The sequence below is a fragment of the Gordonia alkanivorans genome (genome assembly GCF_004011905.1).
In the GTDB taxonomy this organism is placed as follows: Bacteria; Actinomycetota; Actinomycetes; order Mycobacteriales; family Mycobacteriaceae; genus Gordonia; species Gordonia alkanivorans.
Window position 1 is genome coordinate 2,459,086 of the sequence record NZ_CP027114.1, and the last position, 15,057, is coordinate 2,474,142.

Below are 15,057 nucleotides of genomic sequence, written 5' to 3' on the forward strand. Positions count from 1 at the left end.
GCCCAGCGCGGGTTCGGGCTATAAGTCTGTGGCGGTCAGGCGGTCGTAGAGATCGCCGAGTTCGTCGATGGTCTCGGCGATGTCGGCCGGCGCCACACCTGTCGCCCGCAGCGCGGCGCGGAGATCCGAACTGTCGAGCGCGGTGAGCGGGTTCATCCGTGGGACCGACGGGAGCGGCGGCAACGGCGACGAGGTGCCGTAGAAGTCGTCGGGCCGCAGCGAGCCCGACGACGAGTCGTCGTCGGCGGCGGGGGATTGTGCGGGCCGCGAGTCGATTTCGGCGAGCAGGTCACGGAGATCGGTACCCATCACCGTCAGCAGTGTCAGCGGAGACCGGTCGATCTCGGCGGCGATCTCATAGCTCGTCACCAGCGCGTGGACGCACCGCGGAGCGTCGTCGGGGCAGGTGCAGTCGGTGGCGATGTCCGCCGATTCGGTGGGCACGAGCAGCTCACCGAGGATCGGCGGTTGCTCTCCACGCGTGAGCCGCATGAGTTCCGCGACGCCGCCGCGGTCGCGGAGTAACCCGGCCAGCGTCGGTGTGTCGACCGTGCGGGTGGTGATGATGACGTCGAACGGTTCCAGTTGCGTGCCCTCCACCGACGCCGTCACCTGGCCCGCACCGATCCGCAGACCGCGCACATGCCGGTCACGGAAGTACCTGCGTGCCTTGGTGATGTGTCGGCTGTCGGCGGCCGCCTCACCGTCGGCGCCGCGGCCCTCGACCACGTCGACGAACGCCCGCGACCACGGCGTGAGACCGTATCCGCGGACGGCGATGGTGCCTCGCTCGCCCTTGCGCTGGGTGCCCTTCTTGCGGACGGTCATTCGCTCACCGCCTCGTCGCGGAGCCGGAACAGTTCGAAGAGTTCGTCGTCGGCGAGGTCGGACACCCAGTTCTCGCCGGCGGCGACGGTGAGCCGGGACAGTTCGCGCTTCTTGGCGATCATGTCGTCGATCCGTTCCTCGATGGTGCCCACGCAGACGAACCGGTGCACCGACACCTTCTGGTTCTGGCCGATGCGGTACGCGCGGTCGGTCGCCTGATCCTCGACGGCGGGGTTCCACCACCGGTCGACGTGGATGACGTGGTTGGCCGCGGTCAGGTTGAGGCCGGTGCCGCCGGCCTTGAGGGTCGCCAGCATGACCGGGGGACCGTCGTCGGATTGGAAGCCGGCGACCATGCGGTCGCGTTCCGTGCGGCCGAGTCCGCCGTGCAGCAGCGGGATCGCGGTGCCGAACTGTTCGGCGAGCCATCCCGACAGCATCTCGCCGAACGTCGCGAACTGGGTGAAGACGAGTGCGCGGTCGCCCTCGTCGGCGACGGTGGAGACGATGTCGGCGAGCAATTCGACCTTGCCGGAACGATGTTCGCCGTCGCGGATGAGGTCGGTGCCGTCGGCGAGGTAGTGCGCCGGGTGGTTGCACACCTGCTTGAGCCGCGTGAGTGCGGCCAGCACGTTGCGACGACGCAGCGCGCGCTGCTGTTTGTCGCGCAGCGCTGCCATGAGTTCGTCGATGACCGCGCGGTAGAGCGCGGCCTGTTCGACGGTGAGGTTGGCGCGCACCGTGAAGTCCGCCTTCTCCGGCAGATCGGCGGCGATGGCCGGGTCGGTTTTCTCGCGGCGCAGGATGAACGGCCGTGTGATCGCGGACAGTCGCCGTAGGGCTCCGGGGTCGCGGTCGCGTTCGATGGGTTCGGCATAGCGCGCGCGGAACACCGACGCCGACCCCAACAGTCCGGGGTTCACCAGGTCGATCACCGCGCGCAGGTCCTCGAGGCGATTCTCCACCGGGGTGCCGGTCAGCGCGAGACGGCGATCGGCGGGAATGTTCCGGATCGCCTTGGAGGCAATGGTGTTGACGTTCTTGAGGTGCTGGGCCTCGTCGACGACGACGCGGTGCCAGGGATGTCGGGAGAGCAGTTCGAGGTCGCGGCCGGCGATCGCGAAGGTTGTGACGACGATGTCGACGGAATCGCGGATCGTGGTGAAGACCGCGCCGGCGGCTCGCGACGGGCCGTGATGGATGGCCACACGCAGTCCGGGTGCGAACCGCGCTATCTCGCGAGACCAGTTGCCGACCAGCGACATCGGGCAGACGACGAGCGTCGGTCCGGGCCGGTCGGCGTCGTCGGCGATGACGCTGCGCTCGTGGCACTCGAGTGCGATCACCTGGAGGGTCTTGCCCAAGCCCATGTCGTCGGCGAGTACGCCTCCGACGCCGAGGTTCGACAGGTGTGCCAGCCAGTCCAGCCCTCGTTGTTGGTACGGCCGCAGCACGGCTTCCAGATCGGTTGGGGGTGTGACCGGTTCGGGTCGGATGGCGCCGCCTTCGGCGACGTCGTCGAGCCACGAGAGTCCTTCGACCCGGGCGACGGGGACCGGGAGCTTGTCCGACTCGCCGGTCACGAGACCGAACAGTTCGCCGAAGTCCGCGGGCGGCTGGGTTGCGGCGAGAGCACGTTGCGTCGCTACGAAGGCGGCGGCGCGCGTCAGTGCCGAACCCTCGGCGCGGACCCACACGCCACGCACCCGGACCAGATCGCCCTTCTGGCCGGACAATTCGTCGAGATCGGCGTCGGTGAGGGTGATGGCGTCGGATGAATCACCCAGTGCCAGTCTCCATTCGAACTCACGGATCTCGCGGAGACCGACCATGGCTGCGGGCGCCCCGCCGCCGGGTGGTGGCAGGGCACGCAGCGTGAGACTCGGCCGGACCTCGGCGATGGTGCGGGGGAGCAGCACCGGAATCCCGGCCGCGCCCAGTGCCGCGGCGCCGGTAGCGAACAGTTCGGCGGCGACGTCGGTGGGGAGCAGGAAGTCGAGGGAGCCGCGGTCCGGGTCGGCCCGGTCGAGTTCGGGGAACTCGCGTACCGCGGTGGCCAGCGCTGTGGTCAGCTCGTCGAGTTCATGAGCGTCGAGGCGGTGGGGTGCCACCGGCTCGATCTGACCGTCGATGCTGCGCCGGCAGACCTCGAGTCGCCAGCGCGAGGCGTCGGCGACCTCGTCACGCGTGGGCAGGTCGAAGGTGTCGTCGTCCCACGCGTCGTTCCAATGGCTCTCGGTCAGGTCGTCGTACTCGGGTTCGTGGAGACGGAAGATCAGTGACTGGTCGTCTCGTGGCACGCCGGCATTCCACCGGGACCAGCTCCCCACAGCGGCCGCCAGACGCTCGGGGGAGCAGGGCGGGCCGACGTCGGTGCCGGGCAGCAGCGCGCGGACGACGGGCGACGCCGGACGCGGTTCGCCGAGCCGGGGGATCGAACGAGCGATCGTCGTGCGGCATTCGTAATCGACGAGCTCGGCGAGAAAGTCGTCGAGCGAGGCGTGGGAGCCGTTGTGCAGCAACGCATCCGGCGCACTGCCGAGGACGACGGCATGCCAGCTGCGCCACGTCGGCGTCGGAATGACGACCCAGCGGAGCAGCCATTCGCCCGCGACCTGCTCGGCCGACGGCGCCACCGAGCCGGCGGCGACGAATGAACGTACGCCGTCGAGCAGGTAGCGATACCACCGGACATCGCCGGTGACCGTCGCCGACCGAGACGCGTCGAGCAGGGACACCGCCGACGTCAGGCCGAGCGTCGCCGCCCGGACGAACCGTCGGCGATTGCCCTCGCCGACGATCGGGATCTCGCTGCGGAACCGGCGGCCCGACAGGGCGTCGCGCAGCGGCTCGGGCAGGTCTGCCGGTTCGCCGTCGATCCACACGGCCATCCCCACACCGGGCCGCCACAGGACGTGGAGCGGCGCGACGGAACGGGGCCGGTGGGTTGAGGGCGAGGGGGCGGAGTCCGGCGGAGTCGGCCCACTGAGCTGCGGTTCTGATGGCATCGAGGATCGCCCGCCAGTCTAACGACGGCCCCCGACACTGCCGGTTTCCACATCGTCCGACGAGGGTAAGGGAGAAGATCGATTCCGCAGGCTCAACGCGGCACGAGAGTGCGAGGAGGCACCGATGGGACAGTCGAAGGACCAGCAGGCCGAACACGACGAGGGCACTGCCGAGGTTCGCAAGGACCCGCCCGGCCCCAAGGACCACGGACGTGAGGGCGGCATGGCGACCCGGGAGAACGCTCCCGACGCGGTGAAGCGCTCGGACCACACCGCGGACTGACGAGAAGCGACCGACGAGACGAAACCGACCGGGTACGCCGCACCGCGCGTACCCGGTCGGTTCTGTCTGGAGTCAGATGAGTCAGGAGACCTCGCGGAGGAGGCCGGTCGCGACGTCGAACACGAACCCGCGCAGCGAGCTGGTCTTGGTGATGAACGGACTGTTCTTGATGCGGTTGAGCGACTGCCGCACGTCGTCGTCGACGTCGCTGAACGCCTCGGCGGCCCACTCCGGCTTCTGCCCGATCTCGGTCTGGATGTCGCGCTTGAAATCGTCGTCGGTGAAGGTGAGCATCCCGCAGTCGGTGTGGTGGATCAGGACGATCTCGGTGGTGCCGAGCAGCCGCTGGCTGATGGCGAGGGAGCGGATCTCGTCGGCGGTGACGACGCCGCCGGCGTTGCGGATCACGTGGGCCTCGCCCTCGTTGATGCCGAGGACGCGGTAGACGTCGAGGCGGGCGTCCATGCACGCGACGATGGCGATGTGCTTGCTCGGCGGCAGCGGCAGGGGACCGTTGAAGGTCTTGGCGTACTCCGCGTTGTTGGCCAGGTACTGATCGGTGACAGTCATGCGCAAACAGTGATGCGTCAGAGAGTCCAGGGCGAGGGTTTGACCTGGCCTGATCCAAACGGTGGACGCGGGGGCCGCTCAGGAGTTGCCGTCGAGCGAACCCTTGACGTCGTTGAGGACCAGCCAGGCGGCAGCGAGGCCGGAGGAGTCGTACCAGACGGCGTCGTCGACGGCGAGCACGCGCTTCCACATCGAGGCACCCAGACCCAGCCACTCGTCGCTGAGCAGGACCTCTTCGCCGTGCTCCTGGCCCTTCTCACCTTCAAAGCTCACATAGATGAGGTCGCCTTCGGCCTCACGGAAGTTCTCGGAGGTGACGGGGAAGGAATCGGGGACCCGTTGCGGACCGGGCCGCTGGACGCCGATCTCACCGAGGACCTGGCCGGCGAAGGTGTCCATGCCGGCGATGGTCTCCGAGTCCTCGCCGAACCGGACCAGCGACACCTGCGTATGTGAGGCGTCCATGCGCCTGCCGGTCTTGGCGGCTTCGGTCGTGAACTCGGCCAGACGCTGCCGCCCGGCTTCGCTGCGGCCGACGGCGTCGGCGACGGCCTGGAACTGCTCCTGCCAGTCGCCGGCGGGGATCGTGGCCGAACGCACCGAGCCGAAGGGCTTCGACGACGCGGCGGTCTCGGGAGTGAGGAGGACGAGGTCGGCGTCGGCCTGCGACACAGCTGCGGCGTCGGGCGCGGTCCCGATCGCCGGCACCGACGACAGTCGGGGTCCGAGATAGGCGGGCACCGAACCAGGGGCAGCGGTCACGGCCGTCACCTTGTCGCCGATGCCGAGTGCACACAGGGCGTCCAGGAGCGCCGGATCGGTCACGACGATGCGGGTGGGATCGGTGGCGGCGTCGTCGGCCGGGGTGGGCGCGAGGCAGGTCTTCGAGAAGTCACGGTCGGCGGAGACGATGTTGACCTCCGCGACGCGGGTGACAGTGGTCGAGATGGTGGAGCCGTCGGGAGTGGTCAGCGGCTCGTCGCCGGAACACGCTGCCGACGCCGCGACGACGACCACGCCGAGGACCGCTGCCCAGACCGGCCGGCGTCCCCGCATACGACGAACACGTACATCCGTGACCCCGTTACCCCTGCTCTGCACCCGCCCAACCTAGCACCGGCGCCGGGGCGTCGAGCGTAGGCTTCCACGGGGCCGCCAGACCGTCGGCCGCAGACACCGAGCGGGGTCGCCAGACCACCCGGCGCGTCGAAGGAGGAAAGGGGTTTGAGCACGGCCGATGTGGTGCGTCGGGCGTCGAATACGACAGATCGTAGGACCCGTTCGGCCCGGGCGTCGGGAAGGGTTTAGGATCAGTACTCAGCGCTCGGTTTGTGTTCATGTGCCGACCGACGTTCGAAGGGGTTCGACGTCGAGCTCGCGCAAGAGGAGGATCTGTGACCGCGGTAGACCAACCCACCACGCAAGTGGCTCCAGTGCGACCATTCCCGGAGCGCTATCAGCCCAAGGGTTCGTTCATCTACAAGCTGTTGACGACGACCGATCACAAGCTGATCGGCATGATGTACATCACTGCATGTTTCGCGTTCTTCCTCATCGGCGGCCTGATGGCCCTGCTGATGCGTGGTGAGCTCGCGGCTCCGGGCATGCAGTTCCTGTCGACAGAGCAGTTCAACCAGCTCTTCACGATGCACGGCACCGTGATGCTGCTGATGTACGCGACCCCGATCGTCATCGGCTTCGCCAACTTCGTGTTGCCGCTGCAGATCGGTTCGCCCGACGTCGCCTTCCCGCGACTGAACGCACTCGGCTTCTGGCTGTTCGTCTTCGGTTCGACCATCGCCATCGCCGGCTTCATCACCCCGGGCGGTGCCGCCGACTTCGGTTGGACGGCGTACACGCCGCTGACCGACGCCGTACACAGCCCCGGCCTCGGTGCCGACCTGTGGATCATGGGTCTGGGTGTGTCCGGTCTGGGCACCATCCTCGGCGCGGTCAACATGGTCACCACCGTGGTCTGCCTCCGTGCACCCGGTATGACGATGTTCCGCATGCCGATCTTCACCTGGAACATCCTGGTGACCAGCGTGCTCATCCTGCTGATCTTCCCGCTGCTGACCGCTGCCCTGATGGGCCTCGAGGTCGACCGCCAGTTCGGCGCCCACATCTACGACCCGGCCAACGGCGGTGTCATCCTGTGGCAGCACCTGTTCTGGTTCTTCGGACACCCCGAGGTGTACGTCATCGCGCTGCCGTTCTTCGGCATCGTCTCGGAGGTCTTCCCGGTCTTCTCGCGTAAGCCGATCTTCGGATACTCGGGCCTGATCTACGCGACCCTGGCCATCGCCGCCCTGTCGGTCGCGGTGTGGGCGCACCACATGTACGTCACCGGCGCCGTGCTGCTGCCGTTCTTCTCCTTCATGACGTTCCTGATCGCGGTTCCGACCGGCGTGAAGTTCTTCAACTGGATCGGAACGATGTGGCGAGGTCACATCACGTTCGAGACGCCGATGCTGTTCTCCGTCGGCTTCATCGTGACCTTCCTCTTCGGTGGTCTGACCGGCGTCCTGCTCGCGAGCCCGCCGCTGGACTTCCACCTGTCCGACAGCTACTTCGTGGTCGCGCACTTCCACTACGTGCTCTTCGGCACCATCGTGTTCGCCACCTACGCCGGCATCTACTTCTGGTTCCCGAAGATGACCGGACGCATGCTCGACGAGCGCCTCGGCAAGATCCACTTCTGGCTGACGTTCATCGGCTTCCACATGACGTTCCTGGTGCAGCACTGGCTGGGCAACGAGGGCATGCCGCGTCGCTACGCCGACTACCTGCCGTCGGACGGCTTCACCACGCTGAACACCATCTCGACCATTGGTGCGTTCATCCTCGGCCTGTCGACCCTGCCGTTCTTGTGGAACGTCTTCCGCAGCTACCGCTACGGCGAGGTCGTGACCGTCGACGATCCGTGGGGCTTCGGCAACTCCCTGGAGTGGGCGACCTCGTCGCCGCCGCCGCGCCACAACTTCACCGAGCTGCCCCGCATCCGTTCGGAGCGTCCGGCCTTCGAGCTGCACTACCCGCACATGATCGAGCGGATGCGTGCCGAGGCTCATGTCGGCCCGGGTCACGACGCGGGCAAGGATCGCCAGATGGAAGAGGCTCGTCGCGAGCCGTTCACCGTGGGATCGCACGAGGGATCGCCTGATCCCGATCCGCGCTGACCGGTGGGCAACGACTCAACAGGCACTACCGGTACGACCGTTCTCTTCACTGTCACCGGTCCCGACCGGCCAGGTGTCACCTCTGTTCTCATGGGTGCCCTGGCCGGTCAGGCCGTTGCACTGCTCGACGTCGAGCAGGTGGTCATCCGCGGTCAGCTGACGCTCGGCGTGCTCGTCTCCGCGAACGGAGATCCCGAGACGCTGCAGGAGATCGTCGAGCAGGCGATGGCCTCCATCGGCTTCGACGTGCGGGTGGAGATCGGTGTCGATTCGGGTAGCCGTTCGACCTCGTCTCATGCCGTCGTGATCCTGGGCAGTCCGGTCACGGCCACCGCCTTCAGCGCGGTCGCCGCGAAACTCGCCGGTCAAGGCGGAAACATCGACTCGATCCGCGGTATCGCCGACTATCCGCTCACCGGCCTCGAACTGATGGTCAGCGTGGCCGGCCGCGGCGGGGTCGCCGCCGACGCCGCCCTGCGGAAGGGGCTCGCCGAAGTCGCCGCCAAGCATTCGGTCGACATCGCAGTCGAACGCGGTGGTCTGGCCCGGCGCGCCAAGCGCCTCATCGTCTTCGACGTCGACTCCACCCTGATCCAGGGTGAGGTCATCGAGATGCTCGCCGCGAAAGCCGGCCGTGAAGCCGAGGTCGCGGCGGTCACCGAAGCCGCCATGCGCGGTGAGCTCGACTTCGAACAGTCACTGCACCAGCGCGTGGCGGCCCTCGCCGGGCTCGACGCCGGGGTCATCGACGACGTCGCGAAGTCGCTGCAGCTCACGCCGGGCGCCCGCACCACGATCCGCACGCTGCATCGGCTCGGGTTCCACTGCGGCCTGGTGTCGGGTGGTTTCCGTCAGGTCATCGACGGTCTGGCCCACGAACTCGAACTCGACTTCGTGCGCGCCAACACTCTCGAGATCGTCGACGGCAAACTGACCGGACGCGTGATCGGCGAGGTCGTCGACCGGACCGGCAAGGCCCGTGCGCTGCGTTCCTTCGCCGACCAGGTCGGGGTGCCGATGGAGCAGACGATCGCCGTCGGCGACGGTGCCAACGACATCGACATGCTCAGCGTCGCCGGACTCGGCATCGCGTTCAATGCGAAGCCCGCGTTGCGGGAGGTCGCCGACGCCACGCTCAACCACCCGTTCCTCGACGCCGTGCTGTTCATCCTCGGGGTGTCGCGCGACGAGATCGAGGCCGCGGACGCCGCCGACGGCGTGTACCGGCGGGTTCCGCTCGGCTGACGTGTCGGACACGACAGACAACGCCGACGTGACGGGCTTGCCCGTCACCCGTGACGCCGTGACGCGGCCGCCGGTCACCCCCGATGCGGTCGTGGCGAACCATCGACGCCTCGTCGGATACGTCGGGGGCGGTGAGGATCCTGAGGATCCGGCCGACGTCCTGGCGATGGCGATGGTGCTGCGCGTCGAGAAGTCCGATCCGCCGGATCGCACCGACCTGTTGACCGCGGCGGCACGGGCCGTCGCGCTGCTGTGTCTCGACGACCGCGCAGCCGGTGACGGTCCGTGGGCGGCGGCGATGGACGACTGGTGCCAGGCCCGCATTCGTAAGATCGCTCGTCGAGCCCGTGGCGCGCAATGGGCTGCGGCGCAAGAGGTGTGGGGCGTGACCGCGACCGAGGGTGGCGCCGAGGCGCGCGCGTTCGTGCCCGGCCGCGTCGGCGATCTCGACCGGCGGGTCAAGAAGCTGCAGATCGGCGGCACCGAGGTCGACGGCGAACCCCCCACCGAGAGGCCGGATCACGGCGTGGTGCTGTGGACGAATCCCGGGCTCGACATGACCGTCGGCAAGCTCGCCGCGCAGGTCGGTCACGCATCGATGCTCGCCGCCAAACTTCTCGACGCCGACGAGGCGATCCGGTGGCGGCTCGACGACTGTCCGCTGGCGGTGCGTGAGGCCACGCCCGAACGATGGCGTGACCTGCTCGAGGCCGATGCGTCCGGCACCGCGGTCGCGGTCCGTGATGCCGGGTTCACCGAGATCGCGCCCGGTTCGGTCACCGTCATCGCCGAAGTCGTCGGGAACTGATCACGAGACAGGGGAGCAGATGAGCGCCACCGAACTACCGGACTGGGCGAAAAGCCTTGACCTGCAACCGCACCCGGAGGGTGGCTGGTTTCGCGAGACCTGGCGCAGCGGGATCGGGCTGCCGAACGCGGTGCTCCCGGCCGGCTACACCGGTGACCGGGCCGCCGGCACCGCGATCTACTTCGTCCTGACGCCCGGCCAACAGTCCGCGTGGCACACCGTGCGCGGCTCAGAGCTCTGGCTGCACCATCGCGGGGCGCCGGTGCAGCTCGATCTGGGCGGCGACGGCGATGCCCCCGGCGATCCGACCCCGATCATCGTCGGGCCCGACATCGAGGCCGGGAATCAGCCGCAGGCGCTGGTGCCGCCCGGCATGTGGCAGCGTGCGCGCCCCGTCGGCGACGAGGCGGCACTGGTCAGCTGCGTCGTCGTGCCCGGCTTCGACTTCGCGGACTTCCGGCTCGAGGACTGAGACTCGGCTCCGGGATCAACCGCCCACGGCCACCGGCGAATTCGCCGGGGCGAGATGCCCGAGAGTGCTCATCCAGACGTCGCGACTCGGTGCCAGCGACGCAACGATCAGCTCGTCGGCATCGGCATGTCCGGCGAACCAGCTCAGGTACTGTCGCACCTCATCGGGCGTCCCGATACCGGCGTAGGTGAGCATCTCGTCGATCTGGCGGCCCTGGGGCATCGACAGCACCGCGTCGGCTTCTTCGTCGGTGAATGTGCGGCCGCGTCCGTAGAGCAGGGAGACGCGCTGACGACGGGCGATCTGCAACTGCTGCTGTGCGACGTCGGGATCGTCGTCGGCGATCACGCCGACACCGGCGATCACGTACGGCTCGGCGAGCACCTCCGACGGCCGGAACTCGCGGCGGTACAACTCGACTGCCTGCGTCAGGGCCTGCGGTGCGAAGTGCGACGCGAAGGCGTAGGGGAGTCCGAGGGCGGCGGCGAGCTGCGCGCCGAAGAGCGACGAACCCAGGATGTAGAGCGGTATGTGGGTCCCGGCGCCCGGCGTGGCGCGGACGCCTTCGATGCGGGACTCGTCGCCGAGGAACGCCTGCAGTTCGAGAACGTCGTGCGGGAACCGTTCGGCCGACGCGTGGGTGCGACGCAGGGCCTGGAAGGTCTGCTGGTCGCTGCCCGGGGCGCGGCCGAGTCCGAGGTCGATGCGGCCGGGATGGAGTTCGGCGAGGGTGCCGAACTGCTCGGCGATGGTGAGCGGGGCGTGGTTGGGCAGCATGACGCCGCCGGCACCGAGGCGGATGGTCGAGGTGTGGGCGGCGATGTGCGCGATGAGCACAGCAGGCGCCGACGACGCGATCGCCGACATGTTGTGGTGTTCGGCGTACCAGATCCGCTTGTATCCCCACTTCTCCGCGTTCTGCGCGAGATCGACACTGGCGGCGAGACTTTCCGCGACGGTCTCGTCGCGGCCGACGGTGGCGAGATCCAGGATGGACAGAGGAAGGTGTTGAGCGGTCACGTAGTCCATCAACCCGGCGAACCGGTCGGTGTATTCCCGTGACGTGTATCGGACACGGCTGAGCCGAACCGGTCGAACGGACGGGCGTGAGGCAGGATAGGGGTCGTGACCGAATCCGATCCCGACCTCTTGATCGACTTCCGCGACGTCGCGATCGTCCGTGGCGGCAAAACGCTTGTCGGCCCGCTGTCCTGGCAGGTCGAACTGGACGAACGCTGGGTCATCATCGGGCCCAACGGTGCCGGTAAGACGACACTTCTGCGACTGGCGGGTGCCGAACTGCACCCGACGTCGGGCACCGCATTCGTGCTGAACGAGAAGCTCGGCCGGATCGAGATCCGCGAACTCGCAACGCGGATCGGCGTCGCCAGTCCCGCCCTCGTCGACCGCGTGCCCGACCACGAGGTCGTCAGCGACGTCGTCATCTCCGCCGGCTACGCCGTCCTGGGGCGCTGGCGCGAGGCCTACGACGACATGGACCGCGACCAGGCCGTCGAATCGCTGGAGTCGATGGGCGCGGAGCATCTCGCCGACCGCACCTTCGGCACCCTGTCGGAGGGGGAGCGCAAGCGCGTGATCATCTCCCGCGCCCTCATGACCGACCCCGAACTCCTGCTGCTCGACGAGCCGGCCGCCGGTCTCGACCTCGGCGGCCGCGAAGAACTCGTCGACCGCCTCGCGACCCTCGCCGCCGACCCCGACGCTCCCGCCATCGTGCTGATCACCCATCATGTGGAGGAGATCCCGGAGGGGTTCACGCACGCGCTGATCCTGTCCGAGGGTGGCGTCGTGGCGCAGGGCCTCCTCGAGGAGGTGCTGACCAGTGAGAACCTGACGGCCGCCTTCCGGCAGCAGATCATCCTCGACAAGGTCGACGGCCGGTACTTCGCTCGACGCCGTCGCCGCGCGGGCGGTCACCGTCGAGCAGGAGGCAACTGATGACATCCACCGATCAGGGACCCGAGGTCGTGTCCGCACCGATCCGCGACGCCGCGACGGTCGTCCTGGTCCGTGACTCCGCCGACGGCATCGAGGTGTTCCTGCAGCGTCGGGTGAAGCAGATGGCTTTCGCCGGCGGCATGACCGTCTTCCCGGGTGGCGGCGTCGACAAGCGCGACGCCGGCGCCCACGTGGCCTGGACCGGGCCGCAAGCGGCGTGGTGGGCCGAGCAGTTCAACACCGATGACGAGCTCGCCCAGGCGCTCGTGTGCGCGGCCGTCCGCGAGACCTTCGAGGAATGCGGCGTTCTGCTCGCGACCACCGCCGACGGTTCTTTCGCCGACCCGGGCGCCCTCGCCGACGACCGGCAACAGCTCGTCGAGAAGTCTCTGTCCTTCGCCGAGTTCCTCACCGCGCGCGGCCTCACCCTGCGTGCCGATCTGCTGAGTCCGCTCGCGCACTGGATCACCCCGGTCAACGAGAAGCGTCGCTACGACACCCGGTTCTTCCTCGCTGCCATGCCCGAGGGCCAGCAGGCCGACGCCGAGACCACCGAGGCCGAGGTGGCGCGCTGGGTCAACGCCCGCGTCGCGATCGACGCCTGGGCCGACGGCAAGCACTTCCTGATGCCGCCGACCTGGGCGCAGCTGCACTACGTCAGCGGCTTCCCGAGTGTCGATGAGCTGCTGGCCGCCGAGCGGTCCGTCGAGTGCATCCTGCCGAACACCACCCCGGGCGCCGGGCTCGCCGGACTCGGGTTCCCCGGCTCCGACGAGTACTTCCGCACGCTCGGCGATCAGACGCCGCCGGAGATCACGCTGTAGATCCTCACGGCTCGTCGAGATCGACGGCGTCGTCCTCGTCCTCGGCGATGTCCTCGCGATCGGCCCAGTCGAGCAGCGTGTCGAGCCGGTGGGCGACGTCGTCGATCTCGGCGTGCAGGTCGCCGAGTTCGGCGAATCGCGCGGGCACGGTGGCGATGGTGAAGTCGTCGGGTTCGATGTCGTCGATCTCGTTCCAGCGGATCGGCGTGGACACCGTCGCGCGTTGGTTGCCGCGCACCGAGTAGGCCGACGCCATGGTGTGGTCGCGGGTGTTCTGGTTGTAGTCGACGAACACGGCTGCCGGGTCGCGATCCTTGCGCCACCACGTTGTCGTGACGTCTTTGGGTGCCCGGCGCTCGACCTCGCGGGCGAACGCGAGCGCGGCGCGCCGGACCTGAGGGAACCCCCACTCGGGGCCGATGCGCACGTAGATGTGCAGACCGCGACCACCCGAGGTCTTCGGGAAGCCGCGCATGCCCAGCTCGTCGAGAACCTCCTCGACGACGTGGGCCACCCGCTGGATGCGTGAGAAGGTGCAGTCCGGCATGGGGTCGAGGTCGATGCGCCACTCGTCGGGGGATTCGGGGTCGGCGCGGCGTGAGTTCCAGGGGTGGAACTCGACCGTCGACATCTGTACCGCCCAGATCACCGATGCCAGCTCGGTCACGCACAGCTCGTCGGCGGTGCGTCCGTAGCGGGGGAAGTAGATCTCGGTGGTCTCGAGCCAGTCCGGTGCGCCCGCCGGGACCCGCTTCTGGTGCACCTTGTTGCCGCTGACGCCCTTGGGGAAACGGTGCAGCATGCAGGGACGTTCGCGCAGGGCCCGCACGATGCCGTCACCCACCGACAGGTAGTACTCGGCGAGGTCGCGCTTGGTCTCGCCGCGTTCGGTGAAGTACACGCGATCAGGGCTGGACAGGCGGACGGTGCGGTAACCCACCGTCAGCTCGATCGGCTCACCTGCGGAACCCGCGCCTTTGGCCATGTCGCCAACTGTAGGGCGCGCGGATGTGACGCGTGGGTTGTCGCAGGCTGATGACACCGGGCTGCGACACCGCGCCGACTTACCAGACGGTAGCCTTCGAGGATGCCTGAGTTCGTGACCCTCGAAACGTCCGACGACCATCCCGGCGTGGGCACCATCCTGCTGGCCCGCCCGCCGATGAACGCGTTGAGCCGCCAGGTGCAGGCCGAACTGGCCGCGGCCGCCGAGGAGGCGACCCTCCGCGACGACATCAAGGCCGTCGTCGTCTACGGCGGACCCAAGGTCCTCGCCGCCGGCGCCGACATCAAGGAGATGAACGACCTCAGCTACGCCGAGATGAGCAAGGTCGCCGGTCGTCTGCAGCGCGACCTCGGCGCCATCTCCGAGATCCCGAAGCCCACGGTCGCGGCCATCACCGGCTACGCGCTGGGCGGCGGCCTCGAAGTCGCGCTGGGAGCCGACCGCCGGATCGCCGGTGACAACGCGAAACTCGGCGTGCCCGAGGTTCTCCTCGGACTCATCCCCGGTGGTGGCGGTACGCAGCGTCTGGCGCGGCTCATCGGACCGGCCAAGGCCAAGGACCTCATCTTCACCGGCCGGTTCGTCGGCGCCGAGGAGGCACTCGCGATCGGACTGGTCGACGAGGTCGTCGCCCCCGACGAGGTCTACAACGCCGCACTGGCCTGGGCGGGTCAGTTCACCAATGCCGCGTCAGTGGCGATCGCCGCCGCCAAGAAGGCCGTCGACCAGGGGCTCGGCGTCGACCTCCACACCGGACTCAAGATCGAGGAGCAGCTCTTCGCGGCGCTGTTCGCCACCGAGGACCGTGCCATCGGTATGAAGTCGTTCGTGGAGAACGGTCCCGGCAAGGCGGAGTTCACCGGTCGCTGACGGCG

At 68.5% G+C, this 15,057-nt stretch carries 14 protein-coding genes; 8 read left to right on the forward strand and 6 right to left on the reverse strand.

Annotated features, from left to right (window positions below):
• Positions 1–18: 18 nt before the first annotated feature.
• Entirely contained in the window at positions 19–828 is an 810-nt protein-coding gene (locus C5O27_RS11065; RefSeq protein ID WP_127962716.1) for an SWIM zinc finger family protein, read from the reverse strand.
• Positions 825–3,719 (reverse strand): DEAD/DEAH box helicase, encoded by a 2,895-nt coding sequence (locus C5O27_RS11070; RefSeq protein WP_244216630.1) that lies wholly within the window; start codon positions 3,717–3,719, stop codon positions 825–827. Before C5O27_RS11070 ends, C5O27_RS11065 begins: the two co-directional genes overlap by 4 nt.
• 241 nt (positions 3,720–3,960) lie before the next feature.
• Here C5O27_RS11070 and C5O27_RS22740 point away from each other — a divergent pair, with 241 nt between their 5' ends.
• On the forward strand, positions 3,961–4,119 hold the full coding sequence (locus C5O27_RS22740; protein ID WP_006359432.1) for a hypothetical protein: 159 nt from the start codon (positions 3,961–3,963) through the stop codon (positions 4,117–4,119).
• Between the two features lie 81 nt (positions 4,120–4,200).
• Here C5O27_RS22740 and C5O27_RS11075 read toward each other — a convergent pair whose 3' ends face one another.
• Together C5O27_RS11075 and C5O27_RS11080 are read right to left on the reverse strand one after the other, a co-directional pair.
• Complete coding sequence (locus C5O27_RS11075; RefSeq protein ID WP_006359431.1) at positions 4,201–4,689, reverse strand: beta-class carbonic anhydrase; 489 nt, start codon at positions 4,687–4,689, stop codon at positions 4,201–4,203.
• Between the two features lie 78 nt (positions 4,690–4,767).
• Positions 4,768–5,745, reverse strand: coding sequence for an ABC transporter substrate-binding protein (locus C5O27_RS11080; protein ID WP_006359430.1), 978 nt, complete (start codon positions 5,743–5,745; stop codon positions 4,768–4,770).
• Positions 5,746–6,083: 338 nt separating this feature from the next.
• Here C5O27_RS11080 and ctaD point away from each other — a divergent pair, with 338 nt between their 5' ends.
• Genes ctaD through C5O27_RS11100 form a run of 4 tightly spaced genes read left to right on the forward strand, consistent with a single transcriptional unit; the run spans position 6,084 to position 10,393 of the window.
• Positions 6,084–7,868 (forward strand): aa3-type cytochrome oxidase subunit I, encoded by a 1,785-nt coding sequence (gene ctaD / locus C5O27_RS11085; protein ID WP_127962718.1) that lies wholly within the window; start codon positions 6,084–6,086, stop codon positions 7,866–7,868.
• Between the two features lie 3 nt (positions 7,869–7,871).
• Complete coding sequence (gene serB, locus C5O27_RS11090) at positions 7,872–9,113, forward strand: phosphoserine phosphatase SerB (RefSeq protein ID WP_075863831.1); 1,242 nt, start codon at positions 7,872–7,874, stop codon at positions 9,111–9,113.
• A 1-nt stretch (position 9,114) separates the two neighbouring features.
• Complete coding sequence (locus C5O27_RS11095; protein ID WP_127962719.1) at positions 9,115–9,921, forward strand: aminoacyl-tRNA hydrolase; 807 nt, start codon at positions 9,115–9,117, stop codon at positions 9,919–9,921.
• Between the two features lie 19 nt (positions 9,922–9,940).
• Complete coding sequence (locus tag C5O27_RS11100) at positions 9,941–10,393, forward strand: cupin domain-containing protein (protein WP_006359426.1); 453 nt, start codon at positions 9,941–9,943, stop codon at positions 10,391–10,393.
• 15 nt (positions 10,394–10,408) lie between these two features.
• Here the strand turns inward: C5O27_RS11100 and C5O27_RS11105 are convergent, their stop codons facing one another.
• On the reverse strand, positions 10,409–11,422 hold the full coding sequence (locus C5O27_RS11105; RefSeq protein ID WP_006359425.1) for an LLM class flavin-dependent oxidoreductase: 1,014 nt from the start codon (positions 11,420–11,422) through the stop codon (positions 10,409–10,411).
• A 96-nt stretch (positions 11,423–11,518) separates the two neighbouring features.
• On the opposite strand from C5O27_RS11105, the gene C5O27_RS11110 reads away from it, so the two are divergent.
• Positions 11,519–12,352 carry an ABC transporter ATP-binding protein gene (locus C5O27_RS11110; protein ID WP_006359424.1) on the forward strand — a complete coding sequence of 278 codons (834 nt, stop codon included), beginning with the start codon at positions 11,519–11,521 and terminating at the stop codon, positions 12,350–12,352.
• Positions 12,352–13,176 carry an NUDIX hydrolase gene (locus tag C5O27_RS11115; protein WP_042377934.1) on the forward strand — a complete coding sequence of 275 codons (825 nt, stop codon included), beginning with the start codon at positions 12,352–12,354 and terminating at the stop codon, positions 13,174–13,176. The genes C5O27_RS11110 and C5O27_RS11115 overlap by 1 nt, the downstream gene beginning before the upstream one ends.
• Positions 13,177–13,180: 4 nt before the next feature.
• On the opposite strand, the gene ligD is transcribed toward C5O27_RS11115, so the two are convergent.
• On the reverse strand, positions 13,181–14,161 hold the full coding sequence (gene ligD, locus C5O27_RS11120) for a non-homologous end-joining DNA ligase (RefSeq protein ID WP_127962720.1): 981 nt from the start codon (positions 14,159–14,161) through the stop codon (positions 13,181–13,183).
• 102 nt (positions 14,162–14,263) lie between these two features.
• Here ligD and C5O27_RS11125 point away from each other — a divergent pair, with 102 nt between their 5' ends.
• Positions 14,264–15,052 (forward strand): enoyl-CoA hydratase-related protein, encoded by a 789-nt coding sequence (locus tag C5O27_RS11125; RefSeq protein WP_075863829.1) that lies wholly within the window; start codon positions 14,264–14,266, stop codon positions 15,050–15,052.
• The last annotated feature ends 5 nt before the right edge of the window (positions 15,053–15,057 follow it).